This is a genomic window from Williamsia sterculiae, from assembly GCF_900156495.1.
Taxonomy (GTDB): domain Bacteria; phylum Actinomycetota; class Actinomycetes; order Mycobacteriales; family Mycobacteriaceae; genus Williamsia_B; species Williamsia_B sterculiae.
The window spans coordinates 17,456-39,085 of sequence record NZ_FTNT01000007.1; the positions used below are offsets into that span (position 1 = coordinate 17,456).

Below are 21,630 nucleotides of genomic sequence, written 5' to 3' on the forward strand. Positions count from 1 at the left end.
TGCCGCTGCTCACGGTCGCCGGACATGGCCGGGAACGACGTCCGCGTTATCCTGGTTCGGTGATGTCGTCAACCGGTGGGGTAACCGTGTCCCGTCCCGTGTACCTCGACCACGCCGCGTCCACCGACATGGTTCCCGACGCCGTGGAGGCGATGACCCGACTGCTCAGCGCGTCGCGCAACCCCGCCTCCCTGCACGGATCGGGCCGCCTGGCCCGTCGTCACCTCGAGGAGGCCCGCGAGTCGATCGCCGCCGACCTCGGGGCCCGCCCGTCCGAGGTGATCTTCACCAGCGGCGGCACCGAGAGCGACAACCTCGCGCTCAAGGGGATCTTCTGGGCTCGCCGCGACGCCGACCCACGGCGCACCCGGATCGTGGTCTCCGCCGTCGAGCATCACGCGGTTCTCGACACCGCGCAATGGCTCGCCGATCACCAGGGTGCGCGGCTGTCGCTGCTGCCGGTGGACGCCGACGGCCGCATCGACCCGGCCGACCTGCGCACCGAGTTGGCCGCCCACCCCGACGAGGTCGCGGTGGTCTCGATGATGTGGGCCAACAACGAGGTCGGTGTCATCCAGCCGATCGCCGAACTGTCGGCGATCGCGCAGGAGTTCGAGGTCCCCATCCATTCGGACGCGGTGCAGGCGGTCGGTCATGTCCCCGTCGCCTTCGGTGCGTCCGGGTTGTCGGCGATGACCCTGACCGGGCACAAGTTCGGCGGACCCCGCGGTATCGGTGCACTGCTACTCGGCAGGCAGGTCGATTGCGTGCCGCTGCTGCACGGCGGCGGTCATGAACGCGACGTCCGCTCGGGCACGCCCGACGTCGCCGCGGCGGCCGGTCTGGCCGCGGCGCTCCGCTGGTCGGCGGCGAACATGGACACCGAGTACGCGCGGATCAGTGCCATCCGAGACCGCTTGTTCGACGTTCTGCTGGCCGTCCCCGACAGCCGCGTCAACGGCGCCACCGGTAGTGACCGCCTGCCCGGCAACGCGCACGTCTCCTTCCGCGGCTGCGACGGGGATTCGCTGCTCATGCTGCTCGACGCCAACGGCATCGAGTGCTCGACCGGGTCGGCGTGTACGGCCGGGGTCGCGCGGGCAAGTCATGTGCTGATGGCGATGAACCCGTCGCTCGACGACGCCCGTGGGTCGTTGCGCTTCTCCGTCGGCACCACCAACTCCGACGCCGACGTCGATGCGGTCGCCGACGTGATCGGTCAGGTCGTCGACCGCGCCCGGATGGCCGGTCTGACCGCGGCAGGACGACGCTGATGCGGGTCCTGGCCGCGATGAGCGGCGGCGTCGACTCATCGGTGGCGGCAGCTCGCGCCGTCGCCGAGGGACACGACGTGGTGGGTGTACATCTGGCCCTGTCGACCGCACCCGGTGCCCTGCGTACCGGGTCGCGGGGATGCTGTTCCCGGGAGGACGCCGGCGATGCCCGGCGGGTCGCGGACGTGCTGGGCATCCCGTTCTACGTGTGGGACTTCGCGGACCGGTTCAAAGAGGACGTCATCGACGAGTTCGTCGCCGACTACGCGGCCGGTCGCACCCCCAACCCCTGTGTGTCCTGCAACGAGAAGATCAAGTTCTCCGCGCTGTCCGATCGCGCCGTCGCACTGGGTTTCGACGCCGTGGTGACCGGCCACTACGCGCGCCTGCACGGTGGTGAGCTGCGTCGGGCCGTCGACGTCGACAAGGACCAGTCCTACGTGCTCGCGGTGCTGACCCGCGAGCAGTTGTCCCGCGCCATGTTCCCCGTCGGTGACACGCGGAAGAGCGGGATCCGTGACGAGGCCGCCGCACTCGGACTCGCCGTGGCGGACAAGGCCGACTCACACGACATCTGCTTCATCCCGTCCGGGGACACCCGCGCGTTTCTCGGGGCGCGGATCGGGGTGCGGACCGGCACGGTGGTCGACGCCGACTCCGGGGACATCCTGGCCGACCACGACGGCGTGCACGGTTTCACCATCGGTCAACGCAAGGGCCTGGGCATCTCCGCCCCCGCCGCCGACGGCAAGCCGCGGTATGTCACCGACATCGACCCGACGAGCGGCACGGTGACCGTGGGTTCCGTCGACCGCCTGCAGGTGTGGTCGATTCGCGTCGAACGTCCGGTGTGGACGTCGGGAACCACCCCGGACGGGCCGTTCGAGGCGACGGTGCAGGTGCGTGCGCACGGCGGCATGGCGGCGGTGACCGCCGAGGCGATCACCGTGGACGGTTCTCCGATGATCGAGATCTCGCTGCACACACCTCTCACCGGCGTGGCCGCCGGGCAGACCGCCGTGTTGTACGCCGACGATCCCGACCGCGGTGACCTGGTGATCGGTTCCGGTCGTATCGGCGGCACCCGCGGTGACCGCCCGGTCGAGGCCACCGTCGGTTCTGCGACACAGCGGTGACCGACGGCGGTCGACCGTCGGGCGATCCGGCACCGGTGCGCACGGGTGGCACCGCCACGGCGCTGACGGGTGGCACGGCCACGGCGCTGACGGGTGGCACGGCCACCGGGGTCGGCTCCATGCCGGGTACCGACGCCCGCCGAGCGGCCGCGATCGTCACCGGGGAACTGCCGTTGGCGCATCTGCCGGAGTTGCCACAACGCGGACTCGGCGCCGACATGATCGGCCGCGCCGCCGCCCTCCTGGTCGACCTGCCGATGGACGTCGCCGCATCCGGGTACCGGCTGACCAGCAGGCCCACCGGGCTGATGCGGACGGCCAGGGACCACCTTTCCCGCGATCTCGACGCCATGGAGGAGGCGTGGGAGGTCGCGGGCAGGCATGGCTCGCGTGAGGTGTTCAAGGTGCAGTCGGTGGGGCCGTTCACCCTCGCCGCGTCGGTGGAACTGCCGGGTGGGCACAAGATCCTGCGGGACCGGTCCGCGGTGGCCGATGTCGCCGCCTCGCTGGCCGAGGGTGTGGCCGCACACGCCGCCGAGGTCGCCCGACGACTCGGGGTGGAGGTGACCGTGCAGCTCGACGAGCCCCTGGTCGGCGCGGTCATCGACGGTCACATCCGCCCTGTGAGCAGGCTGGACGTGATCGACGCGGTGCCCGTCTCGGATGTGGCGGAAACGCTGCTCGCGACCATCGACACCATCGGTGCCGACGCGCTGATCCACAACTGTGATCGCCCGCGCTGGGACCTCGCACGACTCATGTCCGGCGTCGCCCTCGGGGTGTCGACGGAGGTGTTGCGCACCGTCGACCTCGACGGTGTCGGTGCGCATCTCGACTCGGGGGCCGTACTCGCGCTGGGGGTGGTGCCGTCGACCGCTCCGGTCGGGGAACTCCCCGTCGAGCGGGTGCTGTCGTCTGTCACCGAGCTCACCGATCGCATCGGGCTGCCGCGACGGGTACTCGCGGACCAGGTGATCGTCACGCCGTCCTGCGGATTGGCCGGGGCCGGCGACGGCTGGGTGCGGGCAGCACTGACCCTCTGTTCGCGCGCCGCCGATGCACTCGCCGCGGATCCGACGTCGATCTGAGTCGGCATCCGCACCCGCCAGCCCTGCTCAGGTGGTGACGGTGACCGTGGTCCCCACATTCGCCCAGCGGTACAGGGCGGCCATCGCGTCCGTCGGTACGTGTACACATCCGCGTGAACCGACGACCTTGTACAGCGACCGATCGCCATAGGGGAACTTCTGCCACGGAGAATCGTGGAACCCGAAGTCCTCGAAGAACGGCAACCAGTAGTCGACGAACACCCGGTAGTCCGGACCGTCGAGGAAGCGTCGGGTCTCCCTGCTCTCGATCTGCCACGTTCCCAAAGGGGTGCCGTCACCACGGTCCACGCTGCCGGTGGTGACCGGTGATTGATCGACCGGCTTGTCGAGCTGACACATCCACATGTGCTGTTGACCCAGACTGACCTTCACCAGCTGCGGTGCGGTGTTCCCGCGGCAGGCATCGGTCGCGGCGGTCAGCACCGGCGGAGGGGTGGCGGCCGCGGCGGGTGGCACGACGGCACCGCCGGGCGCGTCCGTGGCGGCCAGCTGGGCCGACGATTCCTGGCCGCGCACGGCCTGGACCAGCACCAACACCGAGGCCACGGCGGCGACCACGACCAGCATCACCGTCCACCGGTGCTCACGCAGCGCCGCGATCTGCGGCCCCGAACCGCGTTCAACCATGACGTACACCTTGGCACAGGTGTACCTCTCGGTCGCTCATCGGCGGCCCGGCTCGCCGAGCAGTCGGATCACCCGGGCGGGTGCGATCTGACGGAAACTCGCATCGAGGAGTTCGCCGACCTCTGTCCAGACGGAATCCCGGGTCGCCGCACCGGTCAGGTCCATCCCCAGCCAACCGGACGGTCCCACATACGCGGGATGGAAGAATCGCGGGTCGGCGAGGAGTGCGTCCCGTTCACCGGCGTCGGGGATGAACAACACCGACTGCTCGAATCGCGGACCGCCCTTGATCATTCCGCCATAGGTCGCGAACATCTTGCCGCAGCGGAACGTCGGGCGGCCGTGGGCGACGACCTCGGTGGCCTCGGGGAAGGCCAGTGCGATCTCCCGGATCCGACCGAGCACCGGGTCGGCGTCATCGAACATGATGGGATGCGGCATCGTGTCAGCGTAGTCGCCGCCGCACACCGGATCGGCGCACGTCACGGCCCGTCGCCCGGCCAGGACTGTCGGTGGCCTCGACTAATCTCGACGGCGTGGCTAACAGTGAGGTGGGTCCCGACGAGTCCGACACCCCGGTCGTGGACAGTCGGGCCCGCGAGGCGTGGACCGCACTCGCCGACGAGGTTCGTGAGCACCAGTTCCGCTACTACGTCAAGGACGCGCCGGTGATCAGCGACGGCGACTTCGACACCCTGTTGCGCCGACTGCAGGCGCTGGAAGACGCGCATCCCGAGCTGGCCGTCGCCGACTCGCCCACCAAACTCGTCGGGGGCGGGTTCGCCACCGAGTTCGCCGCCGTCGACCACATCGAACGGATGCTGTCGTTGGACAACGTGTTCGATGCCGACGAGATGCGCGCCTGGCTCGAGCGGGTGGAGGCTGACGCGGGCAAACGGGTCCGATGCCTGTGTGAGCTGAAGATCGACGGTGTGGCGCTGGCGCTGGTCTACCGCGACGGCAAACTGCAGCGAGCCGCCACCCGCGGCGACGGCCGCACCGGTGAGGACGTCACCCTCAACGCCCGCACCATCGACGACATCCCCGCCGCCCTGACCCCTCACGCCGACTACCCGATCCCCTCGCTGCTCGAGGTCCGCGGTGAGGTGTTCTTCCGGCTGGAGGACTTCGAGCAGCTCAACGCGTCGCTGGTCGAGGCGGGTAAGCCGCCGTTCGCCAACCCGCGGAACTCCGCCGCCGGGTCGCTGCGGCAGAAGAACCCGCAGATCACCGCGCAGCGCCGACTGCGGATGATCTGCCACGGGGTCGGCAAGCTGGAGGGGTGGACGCCGACGTCGCTGCACGACGTCTACCTGGCACTGGGTGCCTGGGGGCTCCCGGTGTCGACCCACACCACCACCGCCGACGGGATCGACGCGATCCTGCAGAAGATCTCCTACTGGGGTGAGCACCGCCACGACGTGGAACACGAGATCGACGGTGTGGTGGTCAAGGTGGACGACGTGGCCGTGCAGCGTCGCCTCGGCGCCACCTCACGCGCCCCCCGCTGGGCGATCGCCTACAAGTACCCGCCGCAGGAGGTGACCACCGAACTCCTCGACATCCGGGTCAACGTGGGTCGCACCGGGCGGGTGACGCCGTTCGCGTACATGAAGCCGGTGTTGGTGTCCGGTTCCACCGTGTCGCTGGCCACACTGCACAACGCCTCGGAGGTGAAGCGCAAGGGCGTGCTCATCGGTGACACCGTAACCATTCGCAAGGCGGGCGATGTGATCCCCGAGGTCCTCGGCCCGGTGGTCGACCTGCGCGACGGCTCCGAGACCGAATTCGTGATGCCGACACACTGCCCGGAGTGCGGGACCGCGCTGGCTCCGCAGAAGGAGGGTGACGCGGATCTGCGCTGCCCGAATTCCCGCAGTTGCCCCGCGCAACTCCGCGAGCGGCTGTACCACCTGGCCGGTCGAGGGGCGTTCGACATCGAGGCCCTGGGGTACGAGGGTGCGGCGGCATTGCTCGGCTCCGGTGCGCTGGACAACGAGGGTGACCTGTTCTCGCTGACCGCCGACGACATCGTCTCGGTGGATCTGTACCGCACCAAGGACGGTGAGCTGTCGGCCAACGGTCAGCGACTGTTGACCAACCTGCAGGCAGCCAAACAAGTTCCGCTGTGGCGGGTGTTGGTGGCGTTGTCCATCCGGCACGTCGGACCCACCGGTGCCCGGGCCATGGCCGCGGAATTCGGCAGTCTCGAGGCGATCGAGGAGGCCGACGCGGAGCGGCTCGAACAGACCGAGGGAGTGGGGAACACGTTGGCGCAGAGCGTGGTCGACTGGTTCGCCGTCGACTGGCACCGCGAGATCGTGGACAAGTGGCGGGCCGCAGGGGTGCAGATGGCCGACGAGCGGGACGACTCGATCCCGCGCAACCTCGCCGGGCTGACCGTCGTCGTCACCGGTTCGCTCACCGCGTTCTCCCGCGACGAGGCCAAGGAGGCCATCCTGATCCGTGGTGGCAAGGCGTCCGGCTCGGTGTCGAAGAAGACCGACTACGTCGTCGCGGGCGAGGCGCCGGGCAGCAAGGCGGACAAGGCCGAACAGCTGGGAGTACCGATCCTGGACGAGGACGGCTTCGTCTCGCTACTCGCCGACGGGCCACCGCCGGTGCCCGAGGACGACGGAATGCCCGAGAGTGACAGCGCAGCGAAGGATGACGGGGCAGCGGAGGACGACGGGGCAACCGGGACCGCGGAGCCCGCCGACACCTGAGCCGTCCCGGATCCGAACGCGGTCAGTGCCGTTCGAGCACCGTGGTCACGATCCCGGCCAGATAACCCAGACGCGCGATCTCCGACGGCCGGAAGTCGGGTCCCCCGACCCGACCCAGCAGTATCGCCTTGACCCCGCCGCCCAACGGCGCGGCAGCCATTCGGGTGTCGGAGTCCCTCCAGGTCTGCGGCACCCAGTCGGCGTCGGGCTCGAGTTGTCTCGCCCGGGTCAGCGGTAACCAGTCGACCGAGGTCAGTCTGGTCTCCGGGGCCCCCGAACTGCTGAACAGTTGGATGACCCCCGAACCGCCCTCGGTCACCACCATGCACCAGGACACCCGCAGCACCCGGGGCGCGTTCTCGGCCAGTACCGCCAAACGGTCGTGTGCCGTGGCGACCTGGTCGACGAGCTCGAGTTCGCGGTGGGTGTCGAGCACGCCGGTGTAGGGCCGGATCGAGTCGACTCGAACGCCGGGTACCTGCTCGGATGCCGTGATCAGGGTGTCCGGTAGCGCACCCCGGGCCACCTCGACCACGATGTCGTCGACCGCATAACCGTGGGCGCGCTCCACCACGTCCAAGGACAGGATGTCCGCGCCGACGCCGCCGAGAGCGACAGCCAGCTGTCCCAGGCTGCCGGGCTTGTCCTGGAGGTAGACGCGCAGCAGGAAAGACACGCCGGTCATTGTCGCACCCGATGATGACGCGTGCGTGACAGCGGTCTCGCGCGCCCGCCGGACCCGGTGCTGCCACCCGCCGATTCGCATCCGTGCCTCGAGAGCGCGACCATGGACAGATGGCCGTGACCGATCCCGATGACACCGCCGCCGACGCCGCCCACGTGACCACCTCGGTCGCGCGCCGCATCGAGCCGGGGCGCGAGCACGACTTCGTCGGGTGGACCGACGCCGGTATGGCGCTGGCCCGCACTTTCCCCGGATTCCTCGGCGGCGGCTGGCTGCGGTCCACCAAGAAGCGGGACGAGTACTACGTGGTGTACCGGTTCGAGACCGACAAGCAGATGGACGACTGGGTCCGCTCACCCGTCCGCAAGGCGTGGTTGTCGCGTGGCGAGGGTGTGGCCGCGGAGTACGCCACCCACCGTCTGTCGGGGGTCGAGGGGTGGTTTGAGCCACAGTCGACGTTGACCAACGCCGTCAAGGTCATGGGTGCGCCGCCGGCACGCTGGAAACAGGCGATCACCATCTGGCTGGGTTTCTTCCCGCTGAGTGTGGCCATCAACTTCCTGGTCGTCGCGCATCTCGACGGCGTCCCGTTGGTGTTCAAGACCCTCATCGCGACCTTGATCAACACCCCGCTGATGGTCTATGTCGTACTCCCGTGGATCACCGCCCGGCTTCGACGCTGGCTCAACTGAGGTCGGTGACCGGGGACCGATCGCCTTCGGGCGGTTGTCTACCCTTGTCGGGTGGGCTCGGAGATCGGGTCCCGTACATCTCGACCATCACATCTCGACCATGCAGACGCACAGGAGATGATCCGTGGCCCCGCGGGTCGACGAAGGGAGCGCCGGTGTCAGCCATCTCGCGTGAGGAGGTCGCGCACCTGGCCAGGTTGTCCCGGCTGGCGCTGTCCGACGCGGAGCTCGATCAGTATGCGTCGCAGCTCGATTCCATCCTGACCCATGTCGCGCAGATCACCGAGGTGGCCGCCGACGACATACCGCCGACCGCGCACCCGGTGCCGCTGGCCAATGTGTTGCGTCCCGATACCGTCGTGCCCGGACTGACCACTGAGCAGGCGTTGTCGGGTGCGCCCGCCGTGGAGCAGGACCGCTTCGCCGTGCCGCAGATCCTGGGGGAGGAACAGTGACCGTTGCCACCCGGACATCCGGGGAGATCACCGGTCGGAGCGCTGTCGACCTCGCCGCCCGGATCCGCGCGGGGGAGTTGAGTTCGGTCGAGGTCACCACCGCCCATCTCGAGCGCATCGCCGAGGTCGACGGGGACGTGCACGCCTTCCTACACGTCGGTGCCGACGAGGCGTTGGCCGCCGCCGCACGCGTCGACGACGCGATCGCCGCGGGGGAGACACCGCCGTCACCGTTGGCGGGTGTGCCGATCGCCCTGAAGGACGTGTTCACCACCACCGACGCGCCCACCACCGTCGGATCGCGCATCCTCGAGGGATGGGTTCCGCCCTACGACGCTGCCGTGACCGAGCGGCTGCGCGCCGCCGGCCTGCCGATCCTCGGCAAGACCAACATGGACGAGTTCGCGATGGGCAGCTCGACCGAGAACTCGGCCTACGGCCCCACCCACAACCCGTGGGATCTCGACCGTATCCCCGGGGGCTCGGGCGGTGGCAGCGCCGCGGCGTTGGCCGCGTTCGAGGCGCCGCTGGCCATCGGTACCGACACCGGTGGGTCGGTGCGCCAACCTGCCGCGGTCACCGCGACCGTCGGCGTGAAACCCACCTATGGCACTGTGTCGCGGTACGGCCTGGTGGCCTGTGCGTCGTCGCTCGATCAGGCCGGGCCCTGCGCCCGGACGGTGCTCGACACGGCGGCCCTGCACCAGGTCATCGCCGGTCACGACCCCCGGGATTCCACGTCGGTGAACTCGCCGGTGCCGGATCTGGTCGGCGCCGCGCAACAGGGTGCGGCACAAGATCTCTCGGGTGTGCGCGTCGGCGTGGTCACCGAACTGCAGGGTGACGGTTACCAACCCGGGGTGGTGGAATCGTTCTCCGCTGCGGTGCGCACCCTGGCCGATCGCGGTGCCGAGATCGTCGATGTGTCCTGCCCGCACTTCCCGTACGCGCTCGGTGCCTACTATCTGATCCTCCCCTCCGAGGTCTCGTCGAACCTGGCGCGGTTCGATGCGATGCGGTATGGACTCCGCGTCGGTGACGACGGTCGTCACAGTGCCGAAGAGGTCATGGCCCTCACCCGAGAACAGGGGCTTGGTGCGGAGGTGAAGCGCCGCATCATGATCGGGACCTACGCGCTCTCGTCGGGGTATTACGACGCCTATTACGGTCAGGCGCAGAAGGTGCGGACCCTCATCGCCAGGGACTTCGACGCGGCCTTCGAGAACGTGGACGTGTTGGTCTCCCCGACCACCCCGACAACCGCGTTCCCGTTGGGGGAGAAGGTCGACGACCCGCTGGCGATGTATCTGTTCGATCTGTGCACCCTGCCGACCAACCTGGCGGGCACCTGCGCGATGTCGGTGCCCTCACAGCTGTCCGCCACCGACGGTCTGCCGGTGGGTCTGCAGATCATGGCGCCCGCCCTCGCCGACGATAGGCTCTATCGGATCGGGGCGGCCTACGAGAGCGCGCGCGGGCCGATCGTCTGACCTGCGCGGCAATCCGGTGCACGCAGACCCTGTTCGGCGCCGTAGCGGTGGCCGTGCCCCGTCGGTTGCGTCAGCGCAGACACCAGGTCTGCGCTGGTGGCCAAGAACGACCCGATCGGAATCCATTGCGGAGCAGGTAGATCGGCCTCGGTCGATGCGGTGCGGGGTGCCGACCACAGCAAGCGCGGCGACCACCGCGTCACCGGGTCACTGCGATTGGCGATGACCACCCGGTCGGCTGCCCGTGCCGCCACGGTATCCGCCGGAGCGCCCGCGACCACCGTCGCGCACACCTGCCCGGGTCGATGCGTCACCGCCCATCCCCGGGCGGCGTCCGCGCCGATCGCGCCCAGACTCTGTCCGTAGAGATACACCTGCGGTCGATGACCGCCCGCTCGACTCCCGATCGCGTCGAGAACCGCACGTAGTATCGCGACGGTGGCGGCGCCCGGGCGGTCGCGATCGGAGACGAATGCCCGCCAACTCGGGATGGCGTCGTATTGCCCGGCGAGCACACCGACGTCACCGGCGAATCGATGCTCGAATCCGGTGACCGCGTCCGGATCGACCCACCCCGAACCCGTGGGCACCGCGATGACCACCGCGGCACGCGACAATCCACCCGCCGCGACCCACCGGCGGGTCAAGTCACGGGCCCGGGCATCCCACTCCGGTGTGACGGAAAATGCAGCGCTCGAACGGGATCGGTCGTCGAGCGACTCGTACAGGCGCAGTGCACCCGGGCCGGCGCCGGTCTGCACGAACCGATCCGACACCGACGCGACCGGTGTCGACTGTCGGCCGTGGGCGGGTGCGGGGAGGGCAACAACCGCCGCCGCGGTCAGTCCGGCCGCCGCCAGGCTCACCAGGGCGAACCGGCGTCGGCGGCGTGCCCCGGTTGTGTACACCAGCGTCACCATGAGGATCACCGCGACGGGGACCGCGGGTGTCGCCCACCACGTCCAGGGCACCGCGGGCTGCGCCAGGTTCGAGTGCAGCCGGTCCTGCCACAGCGCATTCCACGCGCTCGAACCGCAGATGATCGGCAGCGCAACGCAGGCGGACACCAGGCGTTGCCGGGGGCCCGGCGGTTCCCACCAGATGCGGGTGATCACACCGATGACCGCGGTGGCCGTCGCCCACAGCAGGGTGACGACGGTGACGACGATCACGTGGGCGAGGAACGTCTGCGGCAGCGACCCCGGGGTCGACGCCAGGACCAGGCCTGCCGTCGTACCCGCCGTCACCAGGGGTGACGGCAGCGCAGCACCCACTGCGGACCACCGGCTGGGTGTCCGTCGTGCTGTCGGGGGTCGCGTGGCCTGGCCACGCGCGGTCATGAGTCGATGCCGAGCGAGCGTTCGAGCATCGACGAGGCGATCTGTGCCGCTGTCTCCGGCCCCGGATTGCCTGCGTGCTGACGCCAGGTGTTCACCGCGAGTGCGCTCTCCGCCAGCCCGGCGGCGGTGGTGCATCCGGGATCGTGGCAGGTGGCGTACATCCGATCGACCAGGGAGGAATCCAGTCGCTCCCGGGCCCAGCCACTCAGCGGGTGTCCGTGTGCGGTGGCGCTGCGCAACAGGTCATAACCGAGGTCGTGGGTCTTGCACAGGTTCTCGAATTGGGCCGGCATCGGGATAGGTGACGAACACCCGCCGTAGGGATTCGCCGGAGCACCGGACAGGACCACCGGGCGGTAGCCGAACCGGTCGGCGAAGTCGGCAGGCAGACTGGCCAGTGCTTCGGTGGGGTGTGACCCCGTCAGCGCGGCGATCGCGGCGCCCTCGGACTGATGGAGCTGTCCCGACGGTGGGGTCGAGGGGTCGGGCACCGATCCCGCATGCGCGGGACCGGCGCCACCAGCACCGACGGCGAGGCAGGCCAGTGCGGAGAGGAATACGGCTCGTAGCCGTCGTGATCGAGTGGTCATGGCAGCAAAGCTAGGCCGGGTCGGTGCCGCACCGGATCCCCGTCGAGATCGAGATGTGTTCTGCTGCAGTGCCTGTCCCGTCGGATCGTCGTGGTACCGGGGTACCGTCGCGATCTCCCTCTCGAGTATGAGGACATCGGGATGACGGCTCCGTAGGGTTGCAGAAATGATGCGACTGCGCCACCGAAGGCGATCCCGGGGCGCAGCTGGCGTACAGGGGGGACGCCACATACTACGTGCCTATTTCCCGATGCTCGACGACCCGGCGGTCCGGGAGTTCCTGCGACCCCGGGTGAACACCGTGGTGTTCGCCCCGTTCGCGCTCTGCCTGTTCATCGTGTCCTGGTCCACGCTGCATCTGAATCTGGACGTCCCACCTGCGGCGATGCCCGTCTGTGCGGCGCTGACCACTTTTCCGGTGCTGTTCGCCTGGGTCAATCCGGTGCTCGGGTGGTCGGTGTGCATCCTCGCGGCGCAGGCGATCGGCGTACTGGCCGACCCGGTGCCGGACTGGCGATGGTCCATGCAGGTGACGACGATCATCGCGTTGATGGTGTTGACCGCGATGGTGTGTCTACGCGGCCAGCTACGGGCGATCCCGCTGGTGTGGGTGGCCACCATCGCGGCATTCTTCTACGCCGCACCACCCCTGGAACGCGCCGGCTGGGCCGTCGGGATGACCGCGTTGGTGCTGGTGTGCTGGCTCCTGCGGGTGTTGTGGCGGTCACGGCGACAGCTGGTACGTGAGACCCAGCTCAAGGAGGAGGCGGCCGAGCACTCGCTGTTGCTCGAGGAACGTGCCCGCATCGCCCGTGATCTGCACGATGTCGTCGCCCACCGCATGTCGGTGGTCGTGGTGCAGGCCCAGACGGCGCAGTACCGGTTGCCGGGTCTGCCCGTGGCGGCGGTGTCGGAGTTCGACGCCATCGCCGACGTCGGGCGGGAGGCACTGCAGGAAGTCCGGCAGATGCTCGGCGTGCTCCGCGTCGAGGGGGAGGATGCCCCGCAGGCACCCAACCCGACCATCGCCGACATCGACCGGCTGATCACGGCGACTCGAGGAACCGGAACCGAGGTGACCGCGCACGTCGAGGTGGACCCCGACACCGTGGGTGACGCCACCTCACTCACCACTTTTCGTATCGTGCAGGAGTCACTGGCCAACATCACCCGACACGCACCCGGTGCCGACGCGGACGTCGCGGTGCTCGGTGCCGGTGACGCGGTGCGGGTGTCGGTGACCAACTCGGCGAGCACCGGGGAGAACGCGGGCCTGCCCGCGGGTGCAGGTCTCGGTATCCGCGGGATGGCCGAACGCGCCCAGGCGGTGGGCGGGACGTTGACGGCGACACCGACCGCCGACGGCGGTTTCGGTGTGCACGCGGTGTTGCCGCGTAGCGCCGACGTACGCCGAGGAGCGGTCACGGCGACCGACCCGGCGGTTCGTCGATGACCATCACGGTCGTGATCGCCGACGACCAGGCCATGGTGCGGCAGGGCTTCGGTGCATTACTCGACGCACAGGCCGACATCTCGGTCATCGGCGATGCCGCCGACGGGCGTACCGCGGTGACCGAGGTGCGTCGGTTGCAACCCGACGTGGTGCTGATGGACGTGCGGATGCCGCACCTCGACGGACTCGCAGCGACAAGGGAATTGCTGAGCGGGTCCTCTGCCAAGCCCCCGAAGGTGTTGATGCTGACCACTTTCGACATCGACGACTACGTGTACGACGCCCTGCGTCACGGCGCCTCGGGGTTCATGCTCAAGGACGCACCCGCCGACGAGTTGGTGCGCGCGGTGCGGGTGGTCGCCGATGGTGAGGCATTGCTCGCACCGTCGGTCACCAAGCGGTTGATCGCCGAGGTGACCGCCCGTCGCCCGCAGCGTTCGCCGGATGACTCCGCGGTCGGGTCGTTGACCCCGCGTGAGCGTGAGGTGCTGGAGATGCTCGCGCGCGGATGGTCGAACTCCGAGATCGCCGGGGATCTGTTCCTGGCCGAGCAGACGGTCAAGACGCACGTCAGCAACGTCCTGGCCAAGTTGCATCTGCGCGATCGGGTGCAGGCGGTGGTGTTCGCGTTCGAGAACGGCATCCGCTGACGTCTGGCCGTGGCCGTCATCGGGCGCCGTCTGCTCGCATTCCCTACATTGAGAAGCGATCGACCGGCACCCGGAGCAGCCCGGGGTGACCGCGCGCGACGAATGAGGAGTGGCGAGACGTGGCTACCGTGGGCATCCTGACCTCCGGAGGCGACTGCCCTGGTCTGAACGCCGTGATCCGAGGTGCGGTCCTCAAGGGTGAGACGGTGTACGGCCAGCGATTCGTCGGCTTCCTGGACGGGTGGCGCGGATTGATCGAGGGTGAGGTGATGCCGCTCGACCGCAGTTCGGTCCGCGGTCTGTCCCACGAGGGCGGCACCATTCTGGGCACCAGCCGGGTGGGGCCCTACACCGATCCGCACGGTGGTGCCGAGAACATCGCCAAGGTCCTCGACACACTGCAGGTCGACGCCGTGATCGCCATCGGTGGTGAGGGGACGGCGTCGGCGGCCAAACGCCTCTACGCCGACGGCATCAACATCGTCGGTGTCCCCAAGACCATCGACAACGACCTCGACGCCACCGACTACACGTTCGGTTTCGACACCGCGGTGGAGATCGCCACCGAGGCGATCGACCGACTGCGGACCACCGGCAACTCGCACAAGCGGTGCATGGTGTTGGAGGTCATGGGTCGCCACGCCGGCTGGATCGCGCTCTACTCGGGTATCGCGGGCGGCGCGCACGCCATCCTGATCCCGGAGCAACCGGAGAGTCTCGACCAGATCTGCGCCTGGGTCACCAGCGTGAAGGATCGCGGTCGGTCGCCCATGGTGGTGGTCGCCGAGGGCTTCCGCTTGCCGGACATGGACAGCGCGCACTCCACCAAGGGACTCGACGGGTTCAACCGCCCGCGGTTGGGCGGGGTCGCCGAGGTTCTCGCTCCGCTGCTCGAGGAGCGCACCGGTATCGAGACCAGGGCCACCGTCCTCGGGCACATCCAGCGCGGCGGTTCGCCCACCGGATTCGACCGGGTGCTGGCCACTCGGCTGGGGATGGCGGTCACCGACCTGGTCGCGGAGAAGGGGTGGGGCCACATGGTGGCCCTCCGTGGCACCGACATCGTCCGCGTCGGCTTCGACGAGGCGCTGGCCAATCACAAGACGGTGCCCGTCGACCAGTATCAGGAGATCCGCGTCATCTTCGGGTGAGTGGGTTCGCCGGGCTGAGGCGGGCACGGGGGCGACGGATAAACTGGTCCGCATGACTGCAGCGACCGTCGACCTGCTCGACTACTCCGACGTCATCCGTGACTTCGATCCGGTCCTCGGTATGGAGGTGCATGTCGAGCTCGGTACCGCCACCAAGATGTTCTGTGGCTGCCCGACCACTTTCGGCGGCGCACCCAACTCACACGTCTGCCCGGTGTGCATCGGGTTGCCCGGATCGCTGCCGGTGGTCAACGCCAAGGCCATCGAGTCGGCGATCCGGATCGGACTGGCGCTGAACTGCTCGATCCGGCCGTCGTCGGTGTTCGCGCGGAAGAACTATTTCTACCCGGACCAGCCGAAGAACTACCAGATCTCGCAGTACGACGAGCCGATCGCCCACGACGGCTACCTCGACGTGGTCCTGACCGACGGCACCACGTGGCGGGTGGAGATCGAGCGCGCACACATGGAAGAGGACACCGGCAAGTCGTTGCACATCGGTGGCACCGGGCGCATCGCGGGATCCGATCACTCGTTGCTCGACTACAACCGCGCCGGGGTGCCGCTGGTGGAGATCGTCACCCGTCCCATCGAGGGTGCGGGTGAACGCGCGCCCGAAGTGGCCCGCGCCTACGTGACCGCATTGCGTGACCTGCTCTCCGCGCTCGACGTATCCGACGTGCGGATGGACCAGGGGTCTCTGCGCTGCGACGCCAACGTGTCGCTGATGCCCAAGGGCGCAAGCGAATTCGGAACCCGCTCGGAGACCAAGAACGTCAACAGCCTACGCAGCGTCGAGGTCGCGGTGCGCTACGAGATGTGCAGGCAGGGCGCGGTGTTGAAGGCCGGCGGTGAGGTGGTGCAGGAGACCAGGCACTTCCAGGAGACCGACGGCACCACGTCACCCGGGCGTCGCAAGGAGACCGCCGAGGACTACCGCTACTTCCCGGAGCCGGATCTGCCGCCGGTGCAGCCGGCCCAGGAGTGGGTCGACGAGCTGGCGACCACGCTGCCGGAGCTGCCGTGGCTGCGCCGCGCCCGGATACAGCACGACTGGGGCGTGTCGGACGAGGTGATGCGCGACCTGGTCAACCTGGGCGCGATCGACCTCATCATCGCGACCGTCGACGCCGGCGCCGACGCCGAGTCCGCCCGCGGTTGGTGGGTGTCGTTCCTGGCCCAGCAGGCCAATTCACGTCAGGTGGAGCTGGCCGACCTGCCCATCACCCCGGCGCAGGTGGCGACCGTGATCGGGATGGTCGCCGAGAAGAAGTTGACCAACAAGCTCGCGCAACAGGTGATAGCCGGTGTGCTGGATGGTGAGGGCGAACCCGAACAGGTGGTCGCCGACCGTGGGTTGGAGGTGGTGCGCGACGACTCGGCGCTGCAGCGGGCCGTCGACGACGCCCTGGCCGCCAACCCCGACATCGCCGAGAAGATCCGCGGTGGCAAGGTTCAGGCCGCGGGCAAGATCGTCGGCGACGTGATGAAGGCAACGCGCGGTCAAGCTGACGCCGCGCGGGTCAAGGAGATGGTGTTGGCCGCGTGTGGGTAGCGCCAGCACCCGACGAGACGGGCCTCCGGGTCGCTTGCCTGAGCTGAATCCTCTTCTCGCGGTGGGTCAGCCCCGCCCCACGCGGTCCGTGGCCGAGGCCGCAGCCATGACAGCGCTGTTGATCGAGATCTCGCCCCGCATTCCGGGTGCCGCCACCATGTCGCCGATCAGATACACCCCATGACCCCGGTCGACGGTTGGGCGATCGTGCCACGTCCGGCCGGGCAGATCGAGGGCTCCGGTACGACCCTTGGCGATGGCCGTGCGATGCCACGCTGCGCGTTCTCGCCAGTTCGGTAGTGCCTGCTCGGCGAACGCGCCCAGACGTTCGTGAGCGGCGGCGTGGGTCTCCCCGTGTCGAACGGGCATCTGCAACTGGTACAACGCAGATCCCTCGGGCGCCACCGAAGAGTCCTGCATGCTGTAGCTCTCGTGAAATCCTCCCTCGTCCAGGTCGAAGACGAGGTTGATGTCTCGGCGATCGCGTGGAACGGCGACATCGAGCAGGGCGGCGTGACCGCTGGTCCCGGTCAGCGACTCGTCGCCGAGGAGCCGGGCGGCCGCGGCGAGCTCGGTGGCCACGATGACCGGGCCGTCAGTCGGTAACGTGTCCAGTCGCGTCCCCGTGTGCAGCTCGACTCCGAGTTCGGCGGCACGGCGAGCCATCCGGTCGATGACGGTCTGCCAACCGCCCCGCACCCACCGGATGGCCGGAACGTTCGGACCGAGCACCCGTTGAAAGAGCTCCCACACGAACGCCGCCGAGAGGCGACCGGTGTCAGCGTCGTAGGTCACCACCGAGATGGCGTTGGCGATCTGGTGTGCCGTGCCTTCGCCCCAGCGGTCGGAGGCCCAGCTGTGGAAGTCGACGTCCACCGGAGCGGTGAGCCACTTGTGTGCCTGCGCCCGCAGCATCGGCACCGGTGGCAGGGCGCGGATGCGGCCGCCCGCACGAAAATGCAGGAGCGTGGCCATGGTCAAGGGACTCGGCCACCCGAGTCCCTGCACGAAGCCGCGCTTCTTCAGCCACGTGTAGTGCGGACCGTCCGCGTAGAACACGTGTGCGCCCTCGTGCGCCACGTAGGGCGGTGCGGTGGCGCGTCCGCGACCGCCCAGCCGATCATGCGCTTCGTACAGGTGCACCGGAACATCGGCTTCCGCGCAGGCGATGGCGGCGGTCAGGCCGGCCAGACCACCTCCGATGACGGTGATGGGATGTGCCACGGTCTTCGTCTCCTTTGGTGAGGTTCAGGTCAGGGCTGTGATGTCAGGCGAGCGGCGATGGTCTGCGCAAGGGCGCGTAGGTACCGTTCGGCGTCGATGCCGGAGGGATGCAGGCCGCCGTATGCGTCGCTCTCCACCCAGAACTGGCTGACGGCACTGAGGACCACCACCGCCAGGGCGTCCCAGTCCTGGTCTCCGGCGCTCGGGCCGGACAGTTCGGCCAGGCCGCGGGCGATCGCGCCGAGTGCGAGCTGAAATTCCTTCTTGCGGAATACTTCCAGTGCATCGGGGGGAACGGAATTGTCTCGGAAGAGGATGCGACTGACATCGCGGTCGTGCTCCAGGCGACCGAGCCCCACCCGGCACAACAGCATGATCGTGTCGACCAGATCGGCATCGGGTGCGATCTGGGCCACGAGTGTGGTGACCGAGAAGTCCGGGTCGAAATACACGGCCCATTCACCCCGGTCGGCCAAGGTCTCCTCGATGGCCGCGTACAGCAGTTGATCCTTGGATCGAAAGTGTCTGTACAGCGATCCTGAGCCGGCAGACAGCCCCGCGGCGCTCTCGATCTGCGCGATCGTCGTGGCCGCATAACCGCGTTCACCGAACAGCCGAAGGGCCTCGGTGATGATTCGCCGCCGTGTGCTGGGGATCGCGCACCTCCACGTGCCTGCAAGCAAGTACTTGCTTGCATATCAGCTGACCACATGTCGGCCGCCGCGCGCAAGGGTCTGCCGACCCGATCTCCGGCGATCGCGCGAGACACTCCGGTGCAGGTGCGGTGGAAGTCGAAGAATTACATGCGCTTGGTCAGCCTTAACAGTGCGGTAACGGGCCGACCCTAGTTTCGCTGCATGGCAACCACGACCACGCCACCGGACGAGGAGACGACCTCGTCGGCGAACAAGTCTCCCTGGTACACCTCGCTGTTCTTGCAGCTGCTGGTGGCGATCGTGGCCGGCATTATGGTCGGCTGGTTGTGGCCGGATCTGGGCAGCAACGTCAAACCGTTGGCCGATGGCTTCATCAAGCTGATCAAGATGTTGATCGCGCCGATCATCTTCTGCACCGTGGTGCTGGGTATTGCACATGTGGGGGATCTGAAGGCTGTCGGCCGAATAGGAGTCAAGGCCCTCATCTACTTCGAGGCGGTGACCACCTTCGCATTGCTGTTCGGTCTGGTGGTCGGAAACATCGTCAAGCCCGGCGCCGGGTTCAGTGTCGACCCAGCGACTCTGGCGGGTGGCGCGGACGCGGTCGCGAAGAAGACCGAGGACGGCGAATTGCCGCACACCGTCGAATTCCTGTTGAGCATCATCCCGACATCGGTGTTCTCGGCGTTCGCCGAGAACGCTCTGCTGCAGGTGCTGTTCTTCGCGGTGTTGTTCGGGCTGGCGCTGGCCAAGCTGGGGGAGAAGGGGCCGCCGGTGGTCCTCGAGTTGGTCGACCACCTGAGCAACATCTTCTTCACCATCATCGGCTGGATCATGCGGTTGGCGCCGCTGGGTGCTTTCGGGGCCATGGCCTACATCATCGGCCAGTACGGGATCGGCTCCCTGGCCAGCTACGGCAAACTCATCGGGGCGTGCTACCTCGCGGCGGTGCTGTTCATCCTGATCCTCGGTGCTGTCGCGTGGTTCCTGGCGGGAGTGAACCTGTGGAGGTTTCTCGTCTACATCAAGGACGAGGTCTTCCTGGCGTTGGGCACGGCGTCCACGGAGGTCGTCCTGCCGCGCATCATGACCAAACTGAACAATGCCGGTTGCTCGCGCACCACGACGGGGCTCGTCATACCGACCGGGTATTCGTTCAACCTCGACGGCGCCACCCTCTATCTGTCGATCTGCATACTCTTCCTCGCCCAGGCGCTCGGGGTGGATCTCAGCATCGGTGAGCAGATCACCGCCGTCCTGATCCTGATGCTCACATCGAAAGGTATGGCCGGTGTACCCGGATCGTCGTTCCTGGCGCTGTCGGCCACGGTCGCCGCGATCGGGCACGGCGCCATCCCGGTGGCCGCGGTGGCCCTGTTGCTCGGCGCCGATCGCATCATGGACTCGATGCGGGTCTCGGTGAACCTGCTGGGCAATTGCATCGCGACATTCGTCGTGGCCAATTGGGAGGGTCAGCTCGACAAGGACCGCATGCGTAGGGTCCTCAGCGGCGAGTACGTCCCACCGCTCGACGAGGTCGACCCGAAGAGCGGTCCGCCGGTCGCGGTGCACTGACCCGATCGCAGCGGCAGAGGGCCGCGGGCACGGTTGAGGTCAGATGCGGTTCTCCGAACCACTCGGAACCGGGAGGCGGATCACTCGGTCATCGGTCTGTCCCGGTGAGCCGTATTGCTTGTTGACCGTCCCCACCTGGACCACGCCGTTGCCCACCGCGGCCATCCGGCCCAGCGCTCCGTAGCGTTTGTCGAGCACCACGGTGGGTGCGGTCACCGTCGGACGGTCCCGGGTCGGCTCCGGCAGAGCCTCGACGTGCTGGGTGCGCGCGGTGGACACCAGGACCGCGCCGTTGGTCGCCGCACAACCCGCGACCATCGGTTTGTCGGGCCAGGTCCACAACGTCTTGCCGATCCCCGCCGACGAGAGGAGTTGCAACCGATCCTCGTCGGACAGTTGATCGGTGAGATAGATGCTGCCGGTGGTGGCGTTGCGGCACAGCGAGGCGTCCGCGCCGATACCCGACGACAACACCCGCGGTGGTGTCGAGGCGTCGGAGTTCAGCGACGTCGTGGACAGGACTTTCCCCGCCAGCGACGACGGGTCGCTCGCCGCGGCGGGGTTACCGGCATTTCCGGTCGCGACCCACAGCTCATTCGGCTTGACGAACAACAGCGAACCGCCGTTTCCGCTGGCGCCTTTCGGAATTCCGGTCAGGATCGGTTTGGGCACATCGCCGGGGGCGATCCGCACCACCCTGTTGTCGCTCGGGGTGCTGATCAGGGCGTAGATCAACTGGTCCTGTGCGTAGCTGGGGGAAGGTCGGAAGTCCAGCAGTCCGCCGTCCCCGGAGCTGTCCACCGGAATGGTCGCGAGCACCTTCTTGGGGCCGTTGCGTGAGGCCTGGATGATCTTCCCGGTCGTCCGCTCGGCGACGACGGTGCTGGTGCCGTCCGCGTCACCGGGCAGCACCCCCGTGGTCGCGTCCAGGCAGGTCGCGATCACCGCGGGGTCGGGATCCACGCAGGGTCCGGTAGGCGGTGGCCCCTCGGGCTGTTGCGGCTGGGTGGGCGTCGGCTGTGGTGTCGACATCGGCGGGGCCTGGGTGTTGGCCGAGAACGGTCCGGCGCTCTCTGAACGGTCGGCATCGCCGAAGTCGGCGCACCCGCCGACCAGCGCGGCGGCGAGGAGTATCGCGGCGACCAACCACGTGGTGGGGTGTGATCGGTCGGAGCGCATGGCGCCAGGTTAGACAATCCCGGACGACAGGGTGGTCACGCACCGGCGCGGCTGCCGTGGTCT

General features: G+C 68.4%; 20 protein-coding genes. 12 read left to right on the forward strand and 8 right to left on the reverse strand.

The annotated features are described in order from the left end of the window. Positions 1 to 62 precede the first annotated feature (62 nt). The 3 genes from BW971_RS12115 (at position 63) to BW971_RS12125 (ending at position 3,498) form a co-directional block, all read left to right on the forward strand. Positions 63 to 1,274: a cysteine desulfurase family protein gene (locus tag BW971_RS12115; protein WP_076480239.1), complete on the forward strand. Its 1,212-nt coding sequence runs from the start codon at positions 63 to 65 to the stop codon at positions 1,272 to 1,274. Further along, a complete protein-coding gene (gene mnmA / locus BW971_RS12120; RefSeq protein WP_076479937.1) occupies positions 1,274 to 2,410 on the forward strand; it encodes a tRNA 2-thiouridine(34) synthase MnmA in 1,137 nt (378 codons plus the stop codon). Before BW971_RS12115 ends, mnmA begins: the two co-directional genes overlap by 1 nt. Before the next feature lie 62 nt (positions 2,411 to 2,472). Continuing rightward, positions 2,473 to 3,498, forward strand: coding sequence for a uroporphyrinogen decarboxylase/cobalamine-independent methonine synthase family protein (locus BW971_RS12125; protein WP_076480241.1), 1,026 nt, complete (start codon positions 2,473 to 2,475; stop codon positions 3,496 to 3,498). 27 nt (positions 3,499 to 3,525) lie between these two features. On the opposite strand, the gene BW971_RS21700 is transcribed toward BW971_RS12125, so the two are convergent. Beyond that, the gene (locus BW971_RS21700; RefSeq protein WP_076480243.1) at positions 3,526 to 4,146 is read right to left on the reverse strand and encodes a L,D-transpeptidase; all 621 of its coding nucleotides are present in this window, start codon (positions 4,144 to 4,146) and stop codon (positions 3,526 to 3,528) included. A gap of 36 nt (positions 4,147 to 4,182) precedes the next feature. Next, positions 4,183 to 4,587 (reverse strand): MmcQ/YjbR family DNA-binding protein, encoded by a 405-nt coding sequence (locus tag BW971_RS12135; RefSeq protein ID WP_076480245.1) that lies wholly within the window; start codon positions 4,585 to 4,587, stop codon positions 4,183 to 4,185. Positions 4,588 to 4,682: 95 nt separating this feature from the next. Between BW971_RS12135 and ligA the strand changes: the two genes are divergently transcribed. Beyond that, positions 4,683 to 6,872, forward strand: a complete 2,190-nt coding sequence (gene ligA / locus BW971_RS12140; protein WP_234974383.1) for an NAD-dependent DNA ligase LigA — start codon at positions 4,683 to 4,685, stop codon at positions 6,870 to 6,872. Between the two features lie 22 nt (positions 6,873 to 6,894). Here ligA and BW971_RS12145 read toward each other — a convergent pair whose 3' ends face one another. Further along, positions 6,895 to 7,557, reverse strand: a complete 663-nt coding sequence (locus BW971_RS12145) for an ACT domain-containing protein (RefSeq protein WP_076479939.1) — start codon at positions 7,555 to 7,557, stop codon at positions 6,895 to 6,897. A gap of 110 nt (positions 7,558 to 7,667) precedes the next feature. On the opposite strand from BW971_RS12145, the gene BW971_RS12150 reads away from it, so the two are divergent. The 3 genes from BW971_RS12150 (at position 7,668) to gatA (ending at position 10,194) form a co-directional block, all read left to right on the forward strand. Beyond that, positions 7,668 to 8,249, forward strand: coding sequence for an antibiotic biosynthesis monooxygenase (locus tag BW971_RS12150; protein ID WP_076479941.1), 582 nt, complete (start codon positions 7,668 to 7,670; stop codon positions 8,247 to 8,249). A 155-nt stretch (positions 8,250 to 8,404) separates the two neighbouring features. Continuing rightward, positions 8,405 to 8,704: an Asp-tRNA(Asn)/Glu-tRNA(Gln) amidotransferase subunit GatC gene (gene gatC, locus BW971_RS12155; RefSeq protein WP_076479943.1), complete on the forward strand. Its 300-nt coding sequence runs from the start codon at positions 8,405 to 8,407 to the stop codon at positions 8,702 to 8,704. Next, positions 8,701 to 10,194 (forward strand): Asp-tRNA(Asn)/Glu-tRNA(Gln) amidotransferase subunit GatA, encoded by a 1,494-nt coding sequence (gatA, locus tag BW971_RS12160; RefSeq protein ID WP_076479945.1) that lies wholly within the window; start codon positions 8,701 to 8,703, stop codon positions 10,192 to 10,194. The genes gatC and gatA overlap by 4 nt, the downstream gene beginning before the upstream one ends. On the opposite strand, the gene BW971_RS12165 is transcribed toward gatA, so the two are convergent. Then, positions 10,164 to 11,468: an alpha/beta-hydrolase family protein gene (locus BW971_RS12165; RefSeq protein WP_076479947.1), complete on the reverse strand. Its 1,305-nt coding sequence runs from the start codon at positions 11,466 to 11,468 to the stop codon at positions 10,164 to 10,166. The two genes, gatA and BW971_RS12165, sit on opposite strands and share 31 nt — an antisense overlap. A gap of 62 nt (positions 11,469 to 11,530) precedes the next feature. Further along, positions 11,531 to 12,124: a hypothetical protein gene (locus BW971_RS12170; RefSeq protein ID WP_076479948.1), complete on the reverse strand. Its 594-nt coding sequence runs from the start codon at positions 12,122 to 12,124 to the stop codon at positions 11,531 to 11,533. Positions 12,125 to 12,374: 250 nt separating this feature from the next. On the opposite strand from BW971_RS12170, the gene BW971_RS12175 reads away from it, so the two are divergent. The 4 genes from BW971_RS12175 (at position 12,375) to gatB (ending at position 16,933) form a co-directional block, all read left to right on the forward strand. Continuing rightward, positions 12,375 to 13,577, forward strand: a complete 1,203-nt coding sequence (locus tag BW971_RS12175) for a sensor histidine kinase (RefSeq protein WP_159441856.1) — start codon at positions 12,375 to 12,377, stop codon at positions 13,575 to 13,577. After that, the gene (locus tag BW971_RS12180) at positions 13,574 to 14,227 is read left to right on the forward strand and encodes a response regulator (RefSeq protein WP_076479952.1); all 654 of its coding nucleotides are present in this window, start codon (positions 13,574 to 13,576) and stop codon (positions 14,225 to 14,227) included. Before BW971_RS12175 ends, BW971_RS12180 begins: the two co-directional genes overlap by 4 nt. Before the next feature lie 119 nt (positions 14,228 to 14,346). After that, on the forward strand, positions 14,347 to 15,378 hold the full coding sequence (locus BW971_RS12185; protein WP_076479953.1) for a 6-phosphofructokinase: 1,032 nt from the start codon (positions 14,347 to 14,349) through the stop codon (positions 15,376 to 15,378). A 52-nt stretch (positions 15,379 to 15,430) separates the two neighbouring features. Then, complete coding sequence (gene gatB, locus BW971_RS12190) at positions 15,431 to 16,933, forward strand: Asp-tRNA(Asn)/Glu-tRNA(Gln) amidotransferase subunit GatB (protein ID WP_076479955.1); 1,503 nt, start codon at positions 15,431 to 15,433, stop codon at positions 16,931 to 16,933. 66 nt (positions 16,934 to 16,999) lie between these two features. On the opposite strand, the gene BW971_RS12195 is transcribed toward gatB, so the two are convergent. Together BW971_RS12195 and BW971_RS12200 are read right to left on the reverse strand one after the other, a co-directional pair. Continuing rightward, a complete protein-coding gene (locus BW971_RS12195; RefSeq protein ID WP_076479957.1) occupies positions 17,000 to 18,157 on the reverse strand; it encodes an NAD(P)-binding protein in 1,158 nt (385 codons plus the stop codon). A gap of 29 nt (positions 18,158 to 18,186) precedes the next feature. After that, on the reverse strand, positions 18,187 to 18,840 hold the full coding sequence (locus BW971_RS12200) for a TetR/AcrR family transcriptional regulator (RefSeq protein WP_234974384.1): 654 nt from the start codon (positions 18,838 to 18,840) through the stop codon (positions 18,187 to 18,189). A 174-nt stretch (positions 18,841 to 19,014) separates the two neighbouring features. Here BW971_RS12200 and dctA point away from each other — a divergent pair, with 174 nt between their 5' ends. After that, positions 19,015 to 20,388 (forward strand): C4-dicarboxylate transporter DctA, encoded by a 1,374-nt coding sequence (gene dctA, locus BW971_RS12205; RefSeq protein ID WP_076479959.1) that lies wholly within the window; start codon positions 19,015 to 19,017, stop codon positions 20,386 to 20,388. 39 nt (positions 20,389 to 20,427) lie between these two features. On the opposite strand, the gene BW971_RS12210 is transcribed toward dctA, so the two are convergent. After that, on the reverse strand, positions 20,428 to 21,567 hold the full coding sequence (locus BW971_RS12210; RefSeq protein WP_076479961.1) for a PQQ-dependent sugar dehydrogenase: 1,140 nt from the start codon (positions 21,565 to 21,567) through the stop codon (positions 20,428 to 20,430). Positions 21,568 to 21,630 lie beyond the last annotated feature (63 nt).